Below are 18,818 nucleotides of genomic sequence, written 5' to 3' on the forward strand. Positions count from 1 at the left end.
CGATCTCCAAGTACAACGCCAAGGGCGCCGTCGATCGGACCAGCTACAAGGCCACGATCAGTATCAACATCATGGCCGTATCAAGTCCTTGACGCCGCCGCCGGAGCCCTTAACTACACGGCATTGGATCTAGATGCCCGTCGCCGCCCCGCGCCCGTCCCACGCGGACCGGCGCCGCGGGTCGGCACGGCTTCACCGGCGCGGCACGACCGCGCTCGGGTCCTTCGGGCCTGCGGGCCCGCTACCACACGAACCATCGGGAGCTCATCCATCATGAACCAGTCTCGTCGCGCCCGAAAGCGGCGCGCCGGCCACACCTCGCGCTACATAGCCGCGGCGGCCTCCGTCGCCGCCGCCGAGATCCACGTCGTCATGGCACCTGTGCACGCCTCCGAATGGCCCGCGTCAGGCGTCTTCTTCGTGCTTCTGGGCGTGCTCCAAGTGCTGTGGGGCGTAGCCGTGCTCCGCTGGAGCGATCCGCTGCTGCTCGGCTCCGGAGCTGCGGTCAACGCGGGCGCCCTCGCGCTGTGGGGCGTCAGCCGCGTCGTCGGCATGCCGTTCGGACCGCATGCCGGCACCCCCGAGGCGGTGGGGACCACCGGTCTCGTGAACGCCGGCTTGGAGGCCGTTCTCATCCTGGCGGTCGCGGCGGCTCTGCTGTGGCGCACCGCCGAGCCGGAGGCGGGCCCGGCGGCCATGGGAGTCGCGGCGGTGGCGGTACTGGCCGCCACGTTCGCCACCGCCGCCGCCGTCGCCGGTTCCGACGAGCACGGCCATGCCGGACCCGACAGCCACGGCGGAGCCGGCGGTTCGGAGACCGGCCACGGGGGCCACGGCCACGCCGGGTCCGGCGATCCGTCGGAAGCCCCCTCGTCCAGTTCCTCCGCCGACCAGCCCTCGGGGGTCCCGGCCGACGGCTCGGCGTCGGCCGAAGCTCCGCCGGGGCATGAGGGCCACGACCACGAGCACTGAGCCCGCCTCCGCCCCCGCCGCCCGGTCCGCGTCCGAGCGGGCGGCGGGGCCCCGAACCCCCGCTGATCTTGTAGCTATCGTGAAGGAAAGCGATTTCCCTATACGATGGCTACAAGATCAACGGTGGCATGCCGACTTCAGGCGCGTGGCCGCCCGGTCGCCCGGGTCGCTCAGGCGGTCGGGCGGCGCAGGACCGCCGCGCCGCGCGGCGGGAGGACGCCGGCGCCGCCCTCGGGCGCGTCGGCGGGGTCGATCGGTTCGCCGCCGAGGTCGGCCAGGTCCACCGGCTCGGCGGTGCGGTTGACGACGAACCAGTACTCCGACGCGGCGTCGGCGCGAACCGCCAGCTCCACGCTCCCCCGCAGCCGCGGCGGCAGTTCGCCGGCGACACCGGCCTTGGCGAGCAGCCGGGCCGCGACGCCGGTCAGGCCTTGGGCGCCGAGCCGCGTCGACACGTAGGCGGCCGAACCCGCGCCGGCACTGCGGCGGGTGATCGCGGCCTGTCCGGCGCGCGGTCCGTCGGCGTAGGAGGCGAGCACCTCGACCTGCGGGTCGGTGACGGTGATGTCGTCGCTCCACAGGGTTCCCGCGGAGCCGTCGTCGAGGCGGACCTCCTCGTCGGGCAGCAGGGGCACGAACTCCTCGATGCGCAGGCCCAGCAGGTCGCGCAGCGGGCCGGGGTAACCGCCGAGCCAGGCGTGGTCGTTCTCGTCCACCACGGCGGAGAAGTAGGTGGCGACCAGGTGTCCGCCGCTCTCCGTGTACCGGACGAGCTCCTTGGCCCGGTCCTCGCCCACCATGTGCAGGATGGGCGCGACCACCATCCGGTAGTGCTCCAGCGGTGTGCCCAGGGGTACCACGTCGGCGCGCACGCCTCGCGCGAGCATCGCCGAGTACCAGTCCAGCGCCTCCTGGCGGTAGCGCAGCAGCGAGGAGGGATGCGAGTCCTGCTCGCTGGCCCACCAGGACTCCCAGTCGAACAGGATCGCCACGGGTGCGGGCTTGCGGTGCGACCCGGCCAGCGGCGCGAGCTCTTCGAGCCGCCGCCCCAGGTCGGCCACCGCGCGGAAGACCGCGCTCTCGGGCCCGGCGTGGGGCACCATCGCCGAGTGGTACTTCTCGGCTCCCGCGGCGGACTGGCGCCACTGGAAGAAGCAGACCGCGTCCGCGCCGTGGGCCACGTGCAGCAGCGAGTCGCGCGCCAGCTCGCCGGGCGCCTTGGCGCGGTTGACCGGCTGCCAGTTCACGGCGCTGGTGGAGTGCTCCATCAGGAACCACGGGCGGCCGCCGGCGATGTTGCCGGTGAGATTGGCCGAGAACGACAGCTCGTCCAGGGCCTGGGCTCCGGGGCGGACGTAGTGGTCGTTGGAGACGAAGTCGACCTCGGCCGCCCAGTCCGCGTAGTTCATCCCGCGGGTCTCCCCCATCACCATGAAGTTGGTGGTGATCGGGACGTCGGGGGTCGCCGACTCCAGCACCGCGCGTTCGGCCCGGAGGTACTCCTTGAGCGCGTCGGACGAGAAGCGCTTGAAGTCGAGCTGCTGGGTGGGATTGGGGTGGGAAGCGGCCAGCCGGGGCGGCAGCACCTGGTCGAACCCGGTGTAGTGCTGCGACCAGAAGGCGGTGCCCCATGCGGTGTTGAGCCGCTCGACGGTGCCGTAGCGCTCGCGCAGCCAGATGCGGAACGCCGCCGCGGCGTCGCCGGAGTAGTCGTAGACGTTGTGGCAGCCCAGCTCGTTGGAGATGTGCCAGGCGGTCAGCGCGGGGTGGTCGGCGTAGCGGCGGGCGACGGTCTCGGCCAGCCGCAGCGCGTGGGTGCGGAACACCGGCGACGTGGGCCGCCAGTGCTGGCGCGCCCCCGGCCACACGGTCTCGCCCGCCGCCGTGACCGGCAGGATCTCCGGGTGCAGGGTGGTCAGCCACGGCGGCGGGGACGCGGTCGCCGTGGCGAGGTCCACGGCGATGCCGTTCGCGTGCAGCAGGTCCATGACCTCGTCCAGCCACGCGAAGTCCCACTCGTCGGGCCCCGGCTGGATGCGGGCCCAGGAGAAGACGCCCAGCGAGACGATGTTCACGCCCGCCTCGCGCATCAGCCGGACGTCCTCGTCCCAGACCTCGCGCGGCCACTGCTCGGGGTTGTAGTCGGCGCCGTATGCCAGTTTCCGGCCCGAGCCGCGGCCGGCGGTGTTCTCGGGCCAGCGCAGCCAGCGGTGGGAGCGGGCAGCAGCCATCGTGTTCCTACGTTTCCTTTCGTGCGCTGTGTGCGGGGCGGGTCACTCGTTGACGGTGAAGCCCTGCTGGTTTCCGTACTCCACGGTCTGCTCCTGCCAGGCGGCGAGCCCTTCCTGCAGCGTCGTGTCGGAGACGTAGGCCTTGCCGACGGTGTCGTTGAACACCTCGTTGGCGTAGACCTGGTAGGGCAGGTAGGACCAGCCCTCGACCACGTTGCCGGCCGACTCGGCGAAGACCTCGTTGGCCTTCTGGCCGCCGAAGTACTCGAACTCGCGGGAGAGGAACCGCTCGTCCTCGAGGTCGGCGGTCGTGGCGGGAAAGGCGCCCTCGGCGAGCCGGGTGGCCACACCGTCGCCGGTCGTCGCGTACTCGGCGAAGGCGTAGGCCAGCTCCTTGTTCTCGCCGGCCTCGGGCACGGCCAGCGAGCTGCCGCCGTTCTCGGCGCTGGCGCTCGCTCCCTCCTCCCACTGGGGCATCGGGGCGACGCGCCAGGAGCCGGCGCCGTCGGCGACGCTGGACTCCAGGTTGGCGGGCATCCAGGCGCCCGCGACGACGCTGGCGATGGTGCCGTCGGCCATCCCCTGGAACCACTCGTCGGTCCAGGAGTTGACGGGGGCGACGAGGTCGTCGTCCAGGAGCTGCTGCCAGGTCTCGGCGTAGGTCGTGGACCCTTCGTCGGTGAAGTCGACGGTCACGTCGGTGCCGTCGACGGTGAACGGCTGCCCGCCCGCCTGCCAGATGAGGCTGGTCGCGAGGCCGGCGTCGCCGGTGTCGCTGGTGATGTAGGCGTCGGGGTCGGCCTTGTGCAGCCTGCGGCCGGCCTCGATGTACTCCTCCCAGGTGGCTGGCACCTCGATGCCGTGCTCGTCGAAGACGTCCTTGTTGTAGAACAGCGCCATCGGGCCGGAGTCCATGGGCATCCCGTAGATGCCGCCTTCGAGGTTCACCGAGCTCCACGGGCCCTTCGAGAACGTGCCGTCGAGGTCGGCGGCGCCCATGGGCGACAGGTCGGCCACGGACTCGCCGACGGCGAACTGGCTCAGCGCGAAGTACTCGATCTGGGCGAGGTCGGGCACACCCGAGCCGGCCTTGACGGCGTTCTGCAGGGCCGAGTACTGGTCGGGGCCGGTCCCGGCGTTGACGAGCTCGACGTCGACGTTCGGGTGCTCCTTCTCGAAGTCCTCGACGACGGACTTGAGCGTGGGCTCCCAGGCCCACACGGTGATCTTGCCGCCCTCCTCGAGGGCGGACCGGACGTCGCCGGCCGAGGAACCGCCGCCGGAGCCGCATGCGGTGACGCCGAGCAGCAGGGCGGCGGCCATGCCGAGTCCGCGCAGCGGGGTGCGCCAAGCTGGAGTCATGGTCTCTCACTTCTTTCCGGGGGGAGGGTGTTCGGGATGCGGTGCCGGGGTGTGCGACGAGTGGGGACGGTGTGCGGTGCGCGCCGGATCAGCCCTTGACGCTGCCGGCGGCCAGGCCCGACTGCCAGAAGCGCTGCAGCAGCAGGAACGCGATGATCAGCGGGACGATGCTGAGCAGCGATCCGGTGATGACGAGGTCGAACACGGCTTCGCCGCCGGCCGTGGACGCCTGGTCGTTCCAGGCGTCCAGGCCCAGCGTCAGCGGGTACCAGTCGGGGTTTTTCAGCATGATCAGCGGCAGGAAGTAGTTGTTCCAGGTCGCGACCATGGTGAAGAGCGCGACGGTGACGGTGCCCGGCCCGAGCAGGGGCAGGGCGATGCGGGCGAACGTGCGCAGCTCGCCCGAGCCGTCGATGCGTGCGGCCTCCAGCAGTTCGTCGGGGATCGCGTCGGTGGCGAAGACCCACATCAGGTAGAGGCCGAACGGCGAGATGAGCGAGGGGATGATCACCGACCACGGGGTGTTGGTCAGCCCCACCTCGCTGAACATCAGGAAGGTCGGCACTGCCAGCGCGGTTCCCGGCACCGCGACGGCGCCGATGACGACCGCGAAGACCGCGCGCTTGCCGGGGAAGTCGAACTTGGCAAGTGCGTAGCCGCCGAGCACGGCCAGCAGTGTCGCGCCGCCGGCGCCGAGCACGACGTAGAGCACGGTGTTGAGCAGCCAGCGGGTGAAGATGCCGCCGTCGTAGGTCAGCGTGTCGGCGATGTTGGCGAACAGGGCGAAGTCGCCGCTGAACCAGAGGCCGAAGGAGCCGAACAGGTCGGCCTGGGTCTTCGTCGCGTTGACCACCAGCCAGATCAGCGGAAGCAGCGAGTAGACCAGTACGAGGCCGGTGAGCAGCGTCAGGACGACGCTGCGGCGCGGCGCCGCGCCGCGGCGCCGCGCGGCGCGTTTCGGGGCGCGCAGCCGGGCGCCGGCGGTGCGTGTGCTCGCCGCGCCGGATCGGGAGGAGGGCGTGGAGGCGGGGGCCGAGGTGCTCATGCTCACGCTCCCTTTCGCATGCCGCGCAGTTGGACGGTGTAGGCGATGGCCATCGTGATCAGCCCCATGACGATGGCGACCGTCGCCGCGTAATTGTGCTGCTGGCCGGCGAACGCCAGCGAGTAGGTGAACAGGTTGGGGGTGAAGTCGCTGGTGATCGCGTTGGGCGCCAGCTTCTGCAGGATGCTGGGCTCGTTGAAGAGCTGGAAGCTGCCGATAATGGAGAAGATCGTCGCGATGACCAGGGCGCCGCGGATGGCGGGGAGCTTGATCGCGGTGATGGTGCGCAGCTGCCCGGCGCCGTCGATCTCCGCCGCCTCGTAGAGCGAGATCGGGATCACGCGCAGCGCCGAGTAGAAGATCAGCATGTTGTAGCCGACGAACTCCCAGGTGACGATGTTGCCGATGGAGGCGAGCACCAGGTCGGGCGAGAGCGGGTCGGGCAGCGTGACGCTCAGCGCCTCGTTGACATTGCCGACCAGGCCGAAGCGCGTGCCGTACATGAACCCCCACATGAGGGAGGCCACGACCGCGGGAACCGCATAGGGCAGGAAGATCGAGATGCGGAAGAAGTCGCGGCCGTAGAGGCGCCCGCTGTCGACGGCGAGCGCGGCCAGCAGCGCGAGGACGAGCATGACGGGCACCTGGACTGCGAGGAACAGCGACACCCGCCCCAGGCCCGACCAGAACTGCGCGTCCGTCAGTGCCCGCGTGTAGTTGTCGAGGCCCACGAACGTGTTCCCGCCGATCAGCCTGTCCTGGAACAGGCTGAGGTAGACGGAGTACGCGATGGGCGCCAGGAAGACCAGGGCGAATACGGCCATGAACGGCCCGATGAAGGCCCAGCCGGTCCAGGAGCGCCGGGGTCTCGGCCGCCGCGGGGACGGCCTCGCGGCCACCGGCGCGGGCGCGGCCGACGTCGTCATATCGATCATCCTCGCTCGCGTTCAGCGAATGGGGGGCACCAGAGGATGTTTACGTAAACATCCTCCAGCCGGACAGGAGGAGGGTGCGGTATGTTTACGTAAACATCATGTTTCGAGATGTCTACACTGCTCCGTGGTACCAGGTCAAGGGGGCGAGGAGCCGCAGATGGACGAAGGGTCGGCCGCCGAACAGGCGCGGCACCGTGTGAAGCGGGTCTCCATGGCCGATGTGGCGCGGCTGGCCGGGGTCTCCTCCCAGACCGTCTCGCGGGTCTCCAACGGGCATGCGGGGGTCGTGCCGGACACGCGCGAGCAGGTCCTGGCGGCCATGCGCGAACTGGGCTACCGGCCCAACAGCGCAGCCCGCGCCCTGAAGCGGGGCGAGTTCCGCACGATCGGCGTCGTGCTGTTCACGCTGTCGACCACCGGCAACGTGCGCACCCTGGAGGCCATCGCCTCCTCGGCCGCGGCTGAGGGCTACGCGATCACCCTGCTGCCGGTGGCCGCGCCCACCCACGACGAGGTGCGCGGCGCCTTCACGCGGCTGGGCGAGCTCGCCGTCGACGCCTTCATCGTGATCATGGAAGTGCATCTGCTCGACGCCGCGACGGTGGCGCTGCCGCCGGGGGTTCAGGTGGCGGTGGCCGACTCGAACGCCGGAGACCGCTACAGCGTCGTGGACACCGACCAGGCCGGCGGCGCCGGCGCCGCCGTGCGCCACCTGCTCGGCCTGGGACACCGCACGGTCTGGCACCTGGCCGGCCCCGAGGAGTCCTTCGCGGCCCAGCGCCGCGCCGACACCTGGCGGGCGGCCCTCGCCGACGCGGGCCGCCCGGCCCCGCCGCTGATCCGCGGCGACTGGTCGGCCGACTCCGGCTACCGCGCAGGGCTGCGCCTGGCCGACGAGCCCGACTGCACCGCGGTCTTCGCCGCCAACGACCAGATGGCCCTGGGCCTGCTGAGCGCGCTGCACGAGAAGGGCCGGGCGGTACCCGAGGAGGTGAGCGTGGTCGGGTTCGACGACATCCCCGAGGCCGGCTCGTTCCTGCCGCCGCTGACCACGGTCCACCAGGACTTCGCCGAGGTCGGCCGCCGACTGGTGCAGGGCGTCCTGCGCCAGCTGCGCACCGAGTCCGCCGAGCCCGGCACCACGCTGGTGCCCACCCGCCTGGTGGAGCGCGCCAGCACAGCCCCTCCCCCGGCCCCGCGCGAGCACCCCGAGCCGGCGGGCTGACGAACGCTCGTGGTGCCCGGCTCCCAACCGCACCAGGCCGGCGCACGTGCCCGGAGCAAAGCCGAGCACCAGGCCCGCGACGCCCGGCCCGCCGGAGTATCCACTCCATTACCGTCCACGAAATTGTTGACAATGTTGTGGACTCTCGGCATGCTGAATCCGCCACGAATCCTGAGGAGGAACCACATGCCGCCAGCGGACTTCCCGGCAGTCCTCGCAGCACCCGCACCGGTGACCGGATGGGCGGTGCAGCGGTGAGCGCCGTGGAGGACGCCGGCACCGGGATCCGCTGCATGCTGGTGCGAGGCGGCACGTCTAAAGGCGCATACTTCCTGGCCGAGGACCTCCCGGCCGACCCGCGGCTCCGAGACGACCTGCTCCTGCGGATCATGGGCACGCCCGACCCCGCCCAGATCGACGGCATCGGCGGTGCCCAGTCGGTCACCAGCAAGGTCGCGATCGTCTCGCCCGCCGCCGGGCCCGACCGCGACGTCGACTACCTGTTCCTGCAGCTCGGCGTGGACGAGCCGACCGTCTCCGACCGGCAGACCTGCGGCAACCTCCTCGCCGGGGTCGGTCAGTTCGCCGTCGAGCGGGGCCTGGTGGACGCCGGCCCCGAGCGCACCAGCGTGCGTGTGCGCCTGGTCAACACCGGCAGCACCTCGGTGGCGGCGTTCCCCACGCCCGGCGGCCGCCCCGCCTACTCCGGCTCCACCGCAGTCTCCGGCGTCCCCGGAACCGCCGCCGCGGTCTCGCTGGACTTCGCCGAAACGGAGGGGGCGGTGTGCGGCGCACTGCTGCCCACCGGCCGGATCCGCGACGAGATCGACGGCATCGCCGTCACCTGCGTCGACAACGGCATGCCGGTCGTGGTCGTACGCGCCGAGGACCTCGGCGTCAGCGGCTACGAGCCCGTCGCCGACCTGGCCGCCGACACCGCACTGGCCGACCGCGTCCAGTCGCTGCGCATGCGCGCCGGAGAGCTGATGGGCCTGGGCGACGTCGCCGACAGCTCGGTGCCCAAGACCACCATCGTGGCCGCGCCGCGCGACGGCGGCGCCGTGTGCACCCGGACCTTCATCCCGGTGCGGCCGCACCCTTCGATCGGCGTGCTGGGCGGCATCAGCGCGGTGACCGCGCTGATGCTCGACGGTGCGGTGGGCGCCGACCTGTTCGCGGCGCCGCCGCCGGGCGCGCCCGTGGTGATCGAGCACCCCTCCGGCACCCTCGCCGTCGAGGTCGAGCTCGACCGCGCCTGCTCGCCGCCGAAGGTGGGGCGCTCGGCCGTCGTCCGCACTGCCCGCAAGCTGTTCGACGGCGCCGTCTTCCCCCGCTGAAGGGCGCCGTCCTCCTCGGCGCCCCGCTCCGCCACAGCAGCGTTGATCTTGTAGCTATCGTGAGGGGAAATCGTTTTACTTCACGATAGCTACAAGATCAACGGGGAGCTACAGCCCCAGCACCCGGCGCAGCTCGCGGGCCTGGCGCCGGGAGACCTCGACGCGGCTCTTGCGCGGGTCGTCCATCAGCAGCATCAGGGTGCCCCGGAAGTCGGGGGCCAGCTCGCGGACGTAGTCGAGGTTGACCAGGTAGGAGCGGTGCGCGCGGAAAAAGTGCGAGCCGCGCAGCCGGCGCTCCAGCTCGTTGAGGGAGAAGTTGACCAGAACGCGCTCGTCGGCGAGCTGCAGGTAGGAGTAGCCGCGCGCCGCGCCCGCGTAGACGATCGAGGACTCGTTGAGCAGCACCGTCCGATCGCCCTTGTGCACCGGGATGCGGTGCGGCGACTCGCTGCCGTCCGAGCGCCGGGGCACCGGCTGGCCGTCGGCCTCCTCCGAACGGGAGGCCAGGGCGCGGTCCAGCGCACGCGCCAGCCTCTCGGCGTCGAAGGGCTTGACCAGGTAGTCGGCGGCGTCGAGGTCGAAGGCCTCGACGGCGTAGTCGGGAAAGGCCGTGGTGAAGATGATCCGCGGCGGGTTGGCCGCCTCACGCAGCTTGCGGGCGATGTCGAGGCCGGTGCCGCCGGGCATGCGGATGTCCATCAGCACCAGGTCGTAGTCGAGGGAGTCCAGAAGCAGGAGGGCTTCCTCCGAGTTGGAGGCCTCGCCGACGACCTGCACGTGATCGAACCTGGACAGCAGGTAGCGGAGGTCCGCCCGCGCTGGGGCCTCATCGTCGACGATGAGGCATCGCGCGCGCATAAGCTCACCCAAGGGGTATCTGCAGATCCACTACAGTGCCACCGTCCTCGGTGGACTGGATGTCCAGACGATAGCGCTCACCATAGAGGGATGCCAAGCGTCCCGCGATGTTGCTCAGCCCCTGGCCGCCGCCTTCCCGGCGCTCGCCGTCGGAAATCCGTTCCAGGAGGTCGGGCGGGATGCCCATGCCGTCGTCGGCGACCCGGATGGAGGTCGTGCGGGTGAGCGGGTCCACCCGCCCCTTGAGGGTGACGGTGCCGCCCTCGACCTTCCCCGCCAGCCCGTGCTTGATTGCGTTCTCCACCAGCGGCTGGATGATCAGCACGGGCACGTGCGCGGTGAGCACCTGGGGATCGATGTCGTAGCGCACCCGGACCCGGTCGCCGTAGCGCGCCTGTTCCAGGGATACGTAGGTGCGCACGAAGAAGTACTCCTGGCCGAACTCGGCGAAGTGCCCCTCCTGGCGCACCACGTAGCGGAAGAAGTCGGACAGGCGTACCAGGAGCTGGCGCGTCTCCTCGGTGTCGGTGTGCACCTTGGAGGCGATCGTGTTGAGGGTGTTGAAGAGGAAGTGCGGGTTGATCTGCGCGCGCAGCGCATCGAGCTTGGCGTCGACCGCGAGCCGCTGGCGGCGGTTGAGCTCGGCCAGCTCCAGGTGCAGCGAGAGGATGCCGGCCAGGCCCTCCACCACACCCTGCGGCGAGAGCGCCCCGTCGCAGCGGTACACCTGCAGCGTGCCCACGGTGCGGTTGCCGTCGGTGAGCGGCACGACGACCGCGGTGCGCAGCGGGCACCGGGAGTCCGGGCAGCCCAGTTGGCCGCGCCGCCTTACCAGCACGGTCCTGCCCCGGTTCAGCACGCGGGCGGTGGGCGCGGGCACCTCGTCGCCGGAGCAGTGGTGGGCGGAGCCCGGACCGGCGAAGGCCAGGACGTGCTCCCGGTCGGTGATCGCGACCGCGGCGCCGCTGAGCAGGGGCTGCAGCAGCTGCACGGTCCGCCGCGCGCTCTCGGCCGTCAGCCCGGACCGCAGCGGCATCGAGCGGCCCACCGCGGCGATCGTGGTGCTCTGCCTCCCCTGTTGGAAGCGGGTCGAGACCGGCTGCGCGGACCGCTTGCTGCGCGGCCCCCGCAGCGCGGAGGGGTAGCCGAAGATCAGCGCGGCGGTCAGGGCCGTACCGATCAGCACGGTGGTGCCGGTGCCCAGCGGTGGCGCGGTGATCAGCTGCGTGACCAGGTACACCGCTCCCCACGCCAGCAGGATGACCCCCGCCAGCGGCAGGCTGCCGTTACTCATCCGCGTCCACCGCCGCGCCGCCCGAATCCGGTGACGGTCAGCCGGGCGATGCGGACGGCGCGGCGGTCGGCCGCGGTTCCGTGCATGCGCACCCAGATGCGGTCCGTGTCCTCGGGCGGCCGCGTCACCAGCGACACCGCCACCGTCACGGCGGCGGCGCACGGCGCGGAGAAGACCGTGGGAGTCAGCAGCACCTCGGAGTACGCGGAATCGCCGAGCAGCACCCCGGCCGCGCCCATGCTCACCGCCGCCGCGGCTCCGGTGAGCATGCCCGCCACCGCACCGGGACCGGTGGTGCGCCGCCACCAGATGGCGAGGATGAACACCGGGGTCAGCGCCGATCCGGCGAGCACGAACGCCCAGGTGACCATGGTCGCCACGATAGACGGAAACTGGCCGGTGAGGGTCTCGGGGCGCACGTTCAGCGCCAGTACAGCCGAGACCGCCGCCACGAGCGCCACCGCCGCGCGGCCCGCCCACAGCGCCTGGGCCTGGGTCGCGCGGGGGTTGATGTAGCGCTCGTAGATGTCGTGGCCCCACGACGCCGCCGAGGCCAGCAGCAGCCCGGCGATCGTCGACAGCACCGCAACCAGTGCGCCGACGGCGATCAGCGCCAGTCCCGCTTGTCCGCCGAAGATCCTGCCGAGGACCAGCAGCGCGTACTCGGGTACCCGCAGGATGCCGCCGGTCGTCAGCTCGGCCACCCACGGCACGTCGGCGGCGACATCCCTGATCACCGAGCGGGCCGCGGTGCCCAGCAGCACCGCCAGGGCGTAGAACAGCCCGGCCAGGCCCACGACCCACACGGTCGTCATGCGCGCCGCCGTACCCGTGGGGCTGGTGAAGTAGCGGTTCATGATGTGCGGAAGCCCGGCGGTGCCCAGCACGAGCGAAAGGATCAGCGCGAACTGGCCGAGCTGGCTGTACTGGCCGCCCGGCTCGCCGAAGGAGGCGGGCGAGTCCGGGTGCAGCCGGTTGGCGACCTCCTCCAGGCGCCAGCCGCCGCCGGTGTCGACGGGGTTGGTCAGGGGCCGCGAAGACAGCTCGCGCAGCGCGTCGGTGTAGCTGAATCCCGAGACCACGACGATGATCGCCAGCCACAGGAAGATGGCCAGCAGCAGCAGGAACTGCACGGCCTGGGTCCATGTGGTGCCGCGCATGCCGCCCAGCGAGACCATCAGCATGATCGCGACGGTGGAGACGAGCACCCCGGTGGAGTACGCCGACAGGCCGCCCAGGCCCCGGCCGATGAACAGCTCCCAGATGATCCCGCTGGCCACCGCCTGCGGCACCAGGTAGGCCAGGATGATCAGCTGCACTATGGCCACCGACGCAAGCCGCACGCCGTGCGATTCCAGCCGCCGGCCGAGGAAGTCGGGGATGGAGAACTCGCCGAAGCGCCGCAGCGGCGCGGCGATGAACAGCACCACCGGCACGAAGCCCGCGGCGAACCCGGTCGCATACCACATACCGTCCAGCCCTGAGGCGTAGACGGCCGCCGCCACGCCGAGGAAGGACGCCGCGGAGAAGTAGTCGCCGCAGATGGCGCAGGCGTTGGTGACCACGCCCACCCGCCGACCGGCGAGGTAGAACTCGAAGGTGGAGGTCCGCTGCGGCCGGATCAGGACGGCCACCGAGCCGACTGCCGCGAGCAGGACGACGAGGAGCACGATGCTCGTCATCACGGCGGGAGGGTCCCGTCCCCGTCGTGGGGCGCCTCACGGGTCGGCCCGCCGAGCATGCGCTCCTCGACCGCGTTGGACAGGGTGGCCGCGGCCAGGCAGAGCACGAAGAAGAAGACGTAGAGCCCGAACGCCGTCATGGCGAACATGGGGCTCATCCCGCCGAAGAGCCGGCCCTGGGACCACCAGTCCAGCGCAGCCGTCAGCAGCGGGACACCCACGACGACGCCTGCGAACACGGCGACGTGGCCGACGGCGACCCGCCGCAGCGTGCGGAAGGCGGCGTCGACCTCGGCCGGGGTGTCGTGCTCGTCCGCCGATCCCAGCGAGAGGTCGTGCCCGTCGTCGCGCACGGCTCAGGCCGCGGTGTACATGCGCCGCGCCGCGCTGATCAGCAGCACTACGCCGCCGCCGACGATCACCATGCTCACACCGGGCAGCATCTTGCCCCAGCTGTCGGTCTCGGCGCTGATCTGCGCGATCTTGGCGAGCTGCCAGAGCACGAGCGAACCGCCGGCGGCGGCCGGGACCAGCGCGTGGGCGAGCGCGAGGCGCCGGTGGGGCAGCAGCGAGCCCGCGACGGCGATCACGCCTCCGCACAGCAGCCAGAGACCGGGGCCGGCCATGGCCGTCATGTTGCCGAGGGGCGTGGACACCCACGGCGTGAAGGCGCCGATGATCAGCAGCAGTCCGCCGGCCATCAGTCCGAAGCTGCCCGTGTGCAGGATGGGTCGCCGCGCGGGCGGCGCGGCGGAGCCGTTGGAAGCTGACATGGCCGCATCCTAGCCGGACGGTTCCGTGCTGTTGAGGGGGTCTCGCGCAGGAGGCGGAGGGCGTGGTATCAGCGGTCGGCCGGTGACCCCGAGCGGTCACCGGTGTGATTTGTGCCATTCGTCGGGTCCAGGCGACCGTTCGGAAAACGGATCGGCCGTTCGGCGGCATCGGGCTTGTGCGCCAGGCCACACGTGCGTTGGTGTCTACCCCAGCGGTACGGGGCCCGCCATGACTCAGTCCCTACCCGGCAACTAGGAGAAGCGATCGTGGCTGATACGGAAGACAAGAGCCCGGGACCCCCGGGCAACGGCTGGAGGCGCGAGTACTGGAAGAGGAACCTCCGGCTGATGGTGCTCCTGCTGGCCGTCTGGTTCGTCGTGTCGTTCGGATTCGGCATTCTTCTGGTCGAGCCGCTGAACCAGATCGTCATCGCGGGCTTCCCCTTGGGGTTCTGGTTCGCGCAGCAGGGCTCGATCTACGTGTTCCTGCTGCTGATCCTCGTGTACTGCCTGTACATGGACCGGCTTGACAAGGAGTTCGGCGTGTACGAGTACGACGACGACGCCTCCGGCGGCTCGGCGGCCCGCGAGGGGGGTGCGTCGTGAGCGAGATCCAGATCTGGACGACGATCTTCATCGTCCTCTCCTTCGGTGTCTACATGACGATCGCCTGGCGCAGCCGCGTCCGGGAGACCGAAGGCTTCTACGTCGCCGGCCACGGCGTCCCCACCATCGCCAACGGCGCGGCGATCGGCGCCGACTGGATGTCCGCGGCGTCGTTCATCTCCATGGCGGGTCTGATCGCCTTCCTGGGCTATGACGGCAGCATCTACCTGATGGGCTGGACCGGCGGCTACGTGCTGCTGGCCTTGCTGCTGGCTCCCTACCTGCGCAAGTGGGGGAAGTACACGGTCCCCGAGTTCGTCGGAGACCGCTACTCGGAGCTGGTGCGCACCATCTCGGCGATCGCGGCGATCATCGTCTCGTTCACCTACGTGGTGGGGCAGATGAACGGCGGCGGCATCGTCTTCAGCCGCTTCCTCAACGTGGACATCACCTGGGGCGTGATCATCGCGGCGGTGGTCATCTTCGTCTACGCCGTTCTCGGCGGCATGAAGAGCATCACCTGGACCCAGGTGGCCCAGTACACGGTGCTGATCATCGCCTACCTGATCCCCGCCGTGGCCGTGGCGCAGGTGATGACGGGAATCCCCATCCCGCAGGTCTCCTTCGGCCAGATCCTCAACGGGCTGAACGACCTGTCTGTGGAGCTGGGCATGGAGGTCTTCACCGACCCCTTCACCAGCCGGCCGATGCTCGACATCTTCCTGGTGACGCTGGCGCTGATGATCGGCACGGCGGGTCTGCCGCACGTCATCATCCGCTTCTACACCACCAAGACCGTGCGCGGTTCCCGCTGGTCGGCCTTCTGGGCGCTGTTCTTCATCGCCCTGCTCTACACCACCGCACCGGCGGTCGGCGCGTTCACCAAGTTCAACCTGCTGAAGGGGGTCAACGGCACCTCGACCGACAACCTGCCGGCCTGGGTCGAGAACTGGGCGGCGACCGGTCTGGTGTCGGTGAACCAGAACGCCGACGCGATCAACTCGGTGAGCAACGACCCCGCTGCGGGCGCGGACCTGACGGTCAACAACGACATCCTGGTGCTTGCCTCGCCGGAGATCGCGGGACTCCCCGCGCCCATCGTCGGCCTGGTGGCGGCGGGCGGTCTGGCGGCGGCGATGTCCACGGCGGCCGGCCTGCTGCTGGTCATCTCCTCGTCGGTGTCCCACGACCTGTACTTCCGCTACTTCCGCAAGACGGCGGGAGACCACGAGCGCCTGTTCGCCGGGCGGATCGCGATGGCCGCGGCCATCGCCGTGGCGGTGATCGCGGGTATCAACCCGCCGGCCTTCGTGGCCCAGGTGGTGGCGTTCGCCTTCGGCATGGCGGCCTCCAGTTTCTTCCCGGCCATCGTGCTGGGCATCTTCTGGAAGCGCTGCAACGCCGTCGGGGCCGCGGCCGGCATGATCATCGGCCTCGGTTTCACCATCTCCTACATGCTCTACACCCTGGAGGTCTTCGGGCTGTCGGCCCACGAGTACATCTTCGGGATCAGCCCCGAAGGCATCGGCGCGGTCGGCGCGCTGGTGAACGCCGTGGTCACGATCGTCGTCTCGTTGCTCACGCCGCCGCCCTCGCGGCACGTCACCGACATGGTGGAGAACATCCGCTACCCGTCCCCGCGCCGGAGCCAGCCCTCCGGCGCCCCGGAGTAGCCGGAGAAGCCCGGGGGGAGAATCCCCTGCCCCGGCCCCTCCCGCCTCCTCCCAGCGGGAGGGGCCTCCCCGTGTTCGCACGCGGGCCCCGACCAGGAGCCCGGCGGCACCGGCGCTACGCCGGCGCCGCCGGGCTCGTCGCCGTCAGAGCGCCGCCGGGGCTCCGTCCGACCATGCGGACCCGGCACCCGAACTCGCGGCTCGCGTCGTCATGCGTCCGCTGGAACCACCCCGGTGAGCGTGTCCGCCAGGCCGCGGCGGCCGAAGTCGCGGTGGGCGACGGGCCCGGCCTGCGGGCGCCGAAGTCGCAGCCCCGCGCGGACGGCGTGGACGGCCTCTCCTACGCTGGTGGGCGCAGCGCGGCGACCGCGGCGGCACGCGACGAGCAAGGGGTGCCCGTGCCGGCGAAGGTGTCACAGGACGTCACCGCAGCGGCCGTGCGGCCGGGAGCCCCCCCGTCCCGGCGGCGAGCGGCACCGCGCCGTCCTGAACGCGAGCGACAGCACGGCCCGGCCGCGGGCCCGCGCCGACTCCCGCGGGCGGGCCGCGAACGGTACGAACCCCGGTCGGCGGCCCGCCTCCGCACGTCGGGGGCGCGCGCCCCGCGGCGGGTGGACCGAGGAAGGGAACCGACGATGGCCGAACGCCCTGCCCGCCGAGCCCCGCGCGCCAGGCGCGCCCGGGTCCTGCGGGTCGAGCGGCTCACCCCGCACATGATCCGCGTCGTCCTGGGCGGTGGAGACCTGGCGGACTTCGCGGCCGGCGACTGCACCGACCACTACGTCAAACTGCTGTTCCCCGCCGGCGGCGGCGCCTACCCCGAACCCTTCGACCCCCGGCGCATCCGCGAGGAGCGCCCGCGCGACGAATGGCCGGTGACGCGCACCTACACCGTGCGCCGGTGGGACCCCCGGGCGGGCGAACTGACCGTGGACTTCGTCCACCACGGCGACAAGGGCCTCGCGGGCCCCTGGGCGGCAGCGGCCCGCCCCGGCGACGAGATCTACCTCTCCGGCCCCGGCGGCGGCTACGCGCCCGACCCGGCCGCCGACTGGCACCTGCTGGCGGGCGACGAGAGCGCACTGCCCGCCATCGCCGCCGCCTTGGAGAACCTGCCGCCCGACGCCCGCGCCCACGCCTTCGTCGAGGTCGCCGGCCCCGAGGAGGAGCAGAAACTGGAGGCCCCCGCGGGCGCTGCCCTCACCTGGCTGCACCGGGGGGCCGAGCGCGTCGGGGGGCCGCTCGTCCGCGCCCTCGCCGGCTTCGACTTCCCGCCCGGCGACGTACACGCATTCGTCCACGGCGAGGCGGGCGCGGTCCGCGAGCTCCGCCGCCTGCTGCGGCGCGAGCGCGGGATTCCGCTGGAGCGCCTGTCGATCTCCGGCTACTGGCGCCTGGGTCTCAACGAGGACGGCTGGCAGTCCGCCAAGCGCGACTGGAACCGCGCGACCGAACAGGAGACCGAACCCGCCGACTGAGCCTCGTTTCGCGTACCGCCGTGGGACCGTACCACCCACCCTCGCGTCCGCCGCCCGCGCGGCGGCACGGCCCGTGAACCGGGGTGGGCTGCTCACATGGCGACGAGCATGAAGGCCATCGCCGCCGCCATCGCGGCCAGGGTCAGCGCCACCGACATCCGGGAGCGGGCCGGCGCACCGCCGGGGCCGCCGGCGGGGTGCGCCGACAGCAGTGCCGGACCGCCGGTCGCGGTGCCACCGCCGACGCCGGCTGCGGCACCGGCACCGGCACCGGCAGCGGCGACCGGGTGGGCGAAGACGGGCAGCCGGTCGAAGGCGCGCGCGACCCAGCCGAGGGCCGCGCAGCCGAAGTAGGCGGCGAACACGTAGGCGAGCCAGCCCGGCCGCACCGCGGGGTCGGCGAGCATGTAGGTCATGGCGAGGTAGTCCAGGGCGGACATGGTCCATACGGGGTTCAGTGCGCCCTCGCGCGAGCGCAGCCCCAGCGCCGCGACCGCCGTGGCGGCGGCCAGCAGCGCGAACAGCACGAGACCGCTTCGGTGGAGGCCCTCGTAGTGCATCCGCGGCAGCAGGTACATCGCCGCCATGCCGAGAGCCATCACGGCGTGGCCCGCATGCCACCACCGCCGCTGCCGGGACATCTGCGCCCCGTGCCGCAGGTGGACGACGGCCACACCGGCCAGTACGACGGCGAAGCCGACTCGCACCCAGTCCGGCAGAGCGGCCGTGTGCGCCCCGTGGCCCGCTCCGGCCAGCACCGTCATCGCCACAGTCCCGGCTCCCTCCGCTCGGCCGCCGGAGAGGGTCTACCCCCGGGCCTGAAACGCGAAGTGGGGACCCGGTGACCGGATGCGGCCGCCCCGTCACCCGCGGGCGCGGCGGCCGGGGGGGGTTGCAGAAGCGGCACTGCCACCGGCGCCGCCGGGAGTGCCGCGCCCGGACCGGGGCCGCGGCGGCGCCGGTCCGGGCAGGGCTGCGGCCGCCGCGGGCCGCTGGTACCGGGACCCGCCGCCGCTGCCATTCGGTGCGTCAGTGGGCGTATGGCCAGCCGTCGCCGTCCCAGCCGAGCCAGTTGATGCCCAGCAGGGCCGTGCCGTCGTCGGCGTAGCAGTGGTAGGTGAGGATGTCGTTATCGGAGTCGGCGAAGACGTCCTAGTGGCCGGGGCCGTGGATGCCGCCGTGAAGATCGCCGAGCGGTTGGAGCCGAACGTGGACGCCGGCGGCCAGCGCCGCGCCCAGCAGTCGGCGCCGCGACAGCACTTCGGAGCGGGGTCGGGTGTGGTCGGCCATGGGGGACTCTCGCTTGGCAGTGGAGTTGTCGGAATCGGCCTGCTCGGGAACGGCTCC

The 18,818-nt window shown here is 71.7% G+C and carries 17 protein-coding genes; 6 read left to right on the top strand and 11 right to left on the bottom strand.

Going from position 1 to position 18,818, the window contains the following annotated elements; translation table 11 throughout:
* Nucleotides 1-273: 273 nt before the first annotated feature.
* Entirely contained in the window at nucleotides 274-972 is a 699-nt protein-coding gene (locus RM446_RS12965; RefSeq protein WP_311545517.1) for a hypothetical protein, read from the top strand.
* A gap of 170 nt (nucleotides 973-1,142) precedes the next feature.
* Here the strand turns inward: RM446_RS12965 and RM446_RS12970 are convergent, their stop codons facing one another.
* The 4 genes from RM446_RS12970 to RM446_RS12985 all read right to left on the bottom strand — a co-directional run bounded on the left by RM446_RS12970 (nucleotide 1,143) and on the right by RM446_RS12985 (nucleotide 6,536).
* Complete coding sequence (locus tag RM446_RS12970; RefSeq protein ID WP_311545518.1) at nucleotides 1,143-3,203, bottom strand: beta-galactosidase; 2,061 nt, start codon at nucleotides 3,201-3,203, stop codon at nucleotides 1,143-1,145.
* 42 nt (nucleotides 3,204-3,245) lie between these two features.
* Nucleotides 3,246-4,565 (bottom strand): ABC transporter substrate-binding protein, encoded by a 1,320-nt coding sequence (locus tag RM446_RS12975; RefSeq protein ID WP_311545519.1) that lies wholly within the window; start codon nucleotides 4,563-4,565, stop codon nucleotides 3,246-3,248.
* An 88-nt stretch (nucleotides 4,566-4,653) separates the two neighbouring features.
* The gene (locus tag RM446_RS12980; protein WP_311545520.1) at nucleotides 4,654-5,610 is read right to left on the bottom strand and encodes a carbohydrate ABC transporter permease; all 957 of its coding nucleotides are present in this window, start codon (nucleotides 5,608-5,610) and stop codon (nucleotides 4,654-4,656) included.
* A gap of 2 nt (nucleotides 5,611-5,612) precedes the next feature.
* The gene (locus tag RM446_RS12985; protein ID WP_311545521.1) at nucleotides 5,613-6,536 is read right to left on the bottom strand and encodes a carbohydrate ABC transporter permease; all 924 of its coding nucleotides are present in this window, start codon (nucleotides 6,534-6,536) and stop codon (nucleotides 5,613-5,615) included.
* Between the two features lie 166 nt (nucleotides 6,537-6,702).
* On the opposite strand from RM446_RS12985, the gene RM446_RS12990 reads away from it, so the two are divergent.
* Both RM446_RS12990 and RM446_RS12995 read left to right on the top strand, forming a co-directional pair.
* Entirely contained in the window at nucleotides 6,703-7,770 is a 1,068-nt protein-coding gene (locus tag RM446_RS12990) for a LacI family DNA-binding transcriptional regulator (protein WP_311545522.1), read from the top strand.
* Nucleotides 7,771-8,024: 254 nt separating this feature from the next.
* The gene (locus tag RM446_RS12995) at nucleotides 8,025-9,107 is read left to right on the top strand and encodes a 4-oxalomesaconate tautomerase (RefSeq protein WP_311545523.1); all 1,083 of its coding nucleotides are present in this window, start codon (nucleotides 8,025-8,027) and stop codon (nucleotides 9,105-9,107) included.
* Nucleotides 9,108-9,215: 108 nt separating this feature from the next.
* Here the strand turns inward: RM446_RS12995 and RM446_RS13000 are convergent, their stop codons facing one another.
* The 5 genes from RM446_RS13000 to RM446_RS13020 are packed head-to-tail and all read right to left on the bottom strand — an operon-like array spanning nucleotide 9,216 to nucleotide 13,714.
* Nucleotides 9,216-9,965, bottom strand: coding sequence for a LytR/AlgR family response regulator transcription factor (locus tag RM446_RS13000; protein ID WP_311545524.1), 750 nt, complete (start codon nucleotides 9,963-9,965; stop codon nucleotides 9,216-9,218).
* A gap of 4 nt (nucleotides 9,966-9,969) precedes the next feature.
* Nucleotides 9,970-11,259 carry a GAF domain-containing sensor histidine kinase gene (locus tag RM446_RS13005; protein WP_311545525.1) on the bottom strand — a complete coding sequence of 430 codons (1,290 nt, stop codon included), beginning with the start codon at nucleotides 11,257-11,259 and terminating at the stop codon, nucleotides 9,970-9,972.
* Nucleotides 11,256-12,941 (bottom strand): solute symporter family protein, encoded by a 1,686-nt coding sequence (locus RM446_RS13010; RefSeq protein WP_311545627.1) that lies wholly within the window; start codon nucleotides 12,939-12,941, stop codon nucleotides 11,256-11,258. Before RM446_RS13010 ends, RM446_RS13005 begins: the two co-directional genes overlap by 4 nt.
* On the bottom strand, nucleotides 12,941-13,294 hold the full coding sequence (locus RM446_RS13015; RefSeq protein ID WP_311545526.1) for a hypothetical protein: 354 nt from the start codon (nucleotides 13,292-13,294) through the stop codon (nucleotides 12,941-12,943). Before RM446_RS13015 ends, RM446_RS13010 begins: the two co-directional genes overlap by 1 nt.
* A 3-nt stretch (nucleotides 13,295-13,297) precedes the next feature.
* A complete protein-coding gene (locus RM446_RS13020) occupies nucleotides 13,298-13,714 on the bottom strand; it encodes a hypothetical protein (RefSeq protein WP_311545527.1) in 417 nt (138 codons plus the stop codon).
* Between the two features lie 267 nt (nucleotides 13,715-13,981).
* On the opposite strand from RM446_RS13020, the gene RM446_RS13025 reads away from it, so the two are divergent.
* From RM446_RS13025 to RM446_RS13035, 3 genes are all read left to right on the top strand, one after another.
* A complete protein-coding gene (locus tag RM446_RS13025; RefSeq protein ID WP_311545528.1) occupies nucleotides 13,982-14,320 on the top strand; it encodes a DUF4212 domain-containing protein in 339 nt (112 codons plus the stop codon).
* Entirely contained in the window at nucleotides 14,317-15,993 is a 1,677-nt protein-coding gene (locus RM446_RS13030) for a sodium:solute symporter family protein (protein WP_311545529.1), read from the top strand. The genes RM446_RS13025 and RM446_RS13030 overlap by 4 nt, the downstream gene beginning before the upstream one ends.
* 635 nt (nucleotides 15,994-16,628) lie before the next feature.
* Nucleotides 16,629-17,471: a siderophore-interacting protein gene (locus RM446_RS13035; protein ID WP_311545530.1), complete on the top strand. Its 843-nt coding sequence runs from the start codon at nucleotides 16,629-16,631 to the stop codon at nucleotides 17,469-17,471.
* 92 nt (nucleotides 17,472-17,563) lie between these two features.
* Here RM446_RS13035 and RM446_RS13040 read toward each other — a convergent pair whose 3' ends face one another.
* Together RM446_RS13040 and RM446_RS13045 are read right to left on the bottom strand one after the other, a co-directional pair.
* Complete coding sequence (locus tag RM446_RS13040; RefSeq protein ID WP_398695096.1) at nucleotides 17,564-18,241, bottom strand: hypothetical protein; 678 nt, start codon at nucleotides 18,239-18,241, stop codon at nucleotides 17,564-17,566.
* Nucleotides 18,242-18,623: 382 nt separating this feature from the next.
* On the bottom strand, nucleotides 18,624-18,761 hold the full coding sequence (locus tag RM446_RS13045) for a hypothetical protein (RefSeq protein ID WP_311545531.1): 138 nt from the start codon (nucleotides 18,759-18,761) through the stop codon (nucleotides 18,624-18,626).
* Nucleotides 18,762-18,818 lie beyond the last annotated feature (57 nt).

Origin of the sequence: Streptomonospora wellingtoniae, assembly GCF_031845375.1 — a bacterium.
Taxonomy (GTDB): domain Bacteria; phylum Actinomycetota; class Actinomycetes; order Streptosporangiales; family Streptosporangiaceae; genus Streptomonospora; species Streptomonospora wellingtoniae.

Bases quoted from the DNA above. Each gene is read 5' to 3' on its own strand.
- RM446_RS12965 (WP_311545517.1), top strand. From the start codon at position 274: ATGAACCAGTCTCGTCGCGCCCGAAAGCGGCGCGCCGGCCACACCTCG.
- RM446_RS12970 (WP_311545518.1), bottom strand. From the start codon at position 3,203: ATGGCTGCTGCCCGCTCCCACCGCTGGCTGCGCTGGCCCGAGAACACC.
- RM446_RS12975 (WP_311545519.1), bottom strand. From the start codon at position 4,565: ATGACTCCAGCTTGGCGCACCCCGCTGCGCGGACTCGGCATGGCCGCC.
- RM446_RS12980 (WP_311545520.1), bottom strand. From the start codon at position 5,610: ATGAGCACCTCGGCCCCCGCCTCCACGCCCTCCTCCCGATCCGGCGCG.
- RM446_RS12985 (WP_311545521.1), bottom strand. From the start codon at position 6,536: ATGACGACGTCGGCCGCGCCCGCGCCGGTGGCCGCGAGGCCGTCCCCG.
- RM446_RS12990 (WP_311545522.1), top strand. From the start codon at position 6,703: ATGGACGAAGGGTCGGCCGCCGAACAGGCGCGGCACCGTGTGAAGCGG.
- RM446_RS13000 (WP_311545524.1), bottom strand. From the start codon at position 9,965: ATGCGCGCGCGATGCCTCATCGTCGACGATGAGGCCCCAGCGCGGGCG.
- RM446_RS13005 (WP_311545525.1), bottom strand. From the start codon at position 11,259: ATGAGTAACGGCAGCCTGCCGCTGGCGGGGGTCATCCTGCTGGCGTGG.
- RM446_RS13010 (WP_311545627.1), bottom strand. From the start codon at position 12,941: ATGACGAGCATCGTGCTCCTCGTCGTCCTGCTCGCGGCAGTCGGCTCG.
- RM446_RS13020 (WP_311545527.1), bottom strand. From the start codon at position 13,714: ATGTCAGCTTCCAACGGCTCCGCCGCGCCGCCCGCGCGGCGACCCATC.
- RM446_RS13035 (WP_311545530.1), top strand. From the start codon at position 16,629: ATGGCCGAACGCCCTGCCCGCCGAGCCCCGCGCGCCAGGCGCGCCCGG.
- RM446_RS13045 (WP_311545531.1), bottom strand. From the start codon at position 18,761: ATGGCCGACCACACCCGACCCCGCTCCGAAGTGCTGTCGCGGCGCCGA.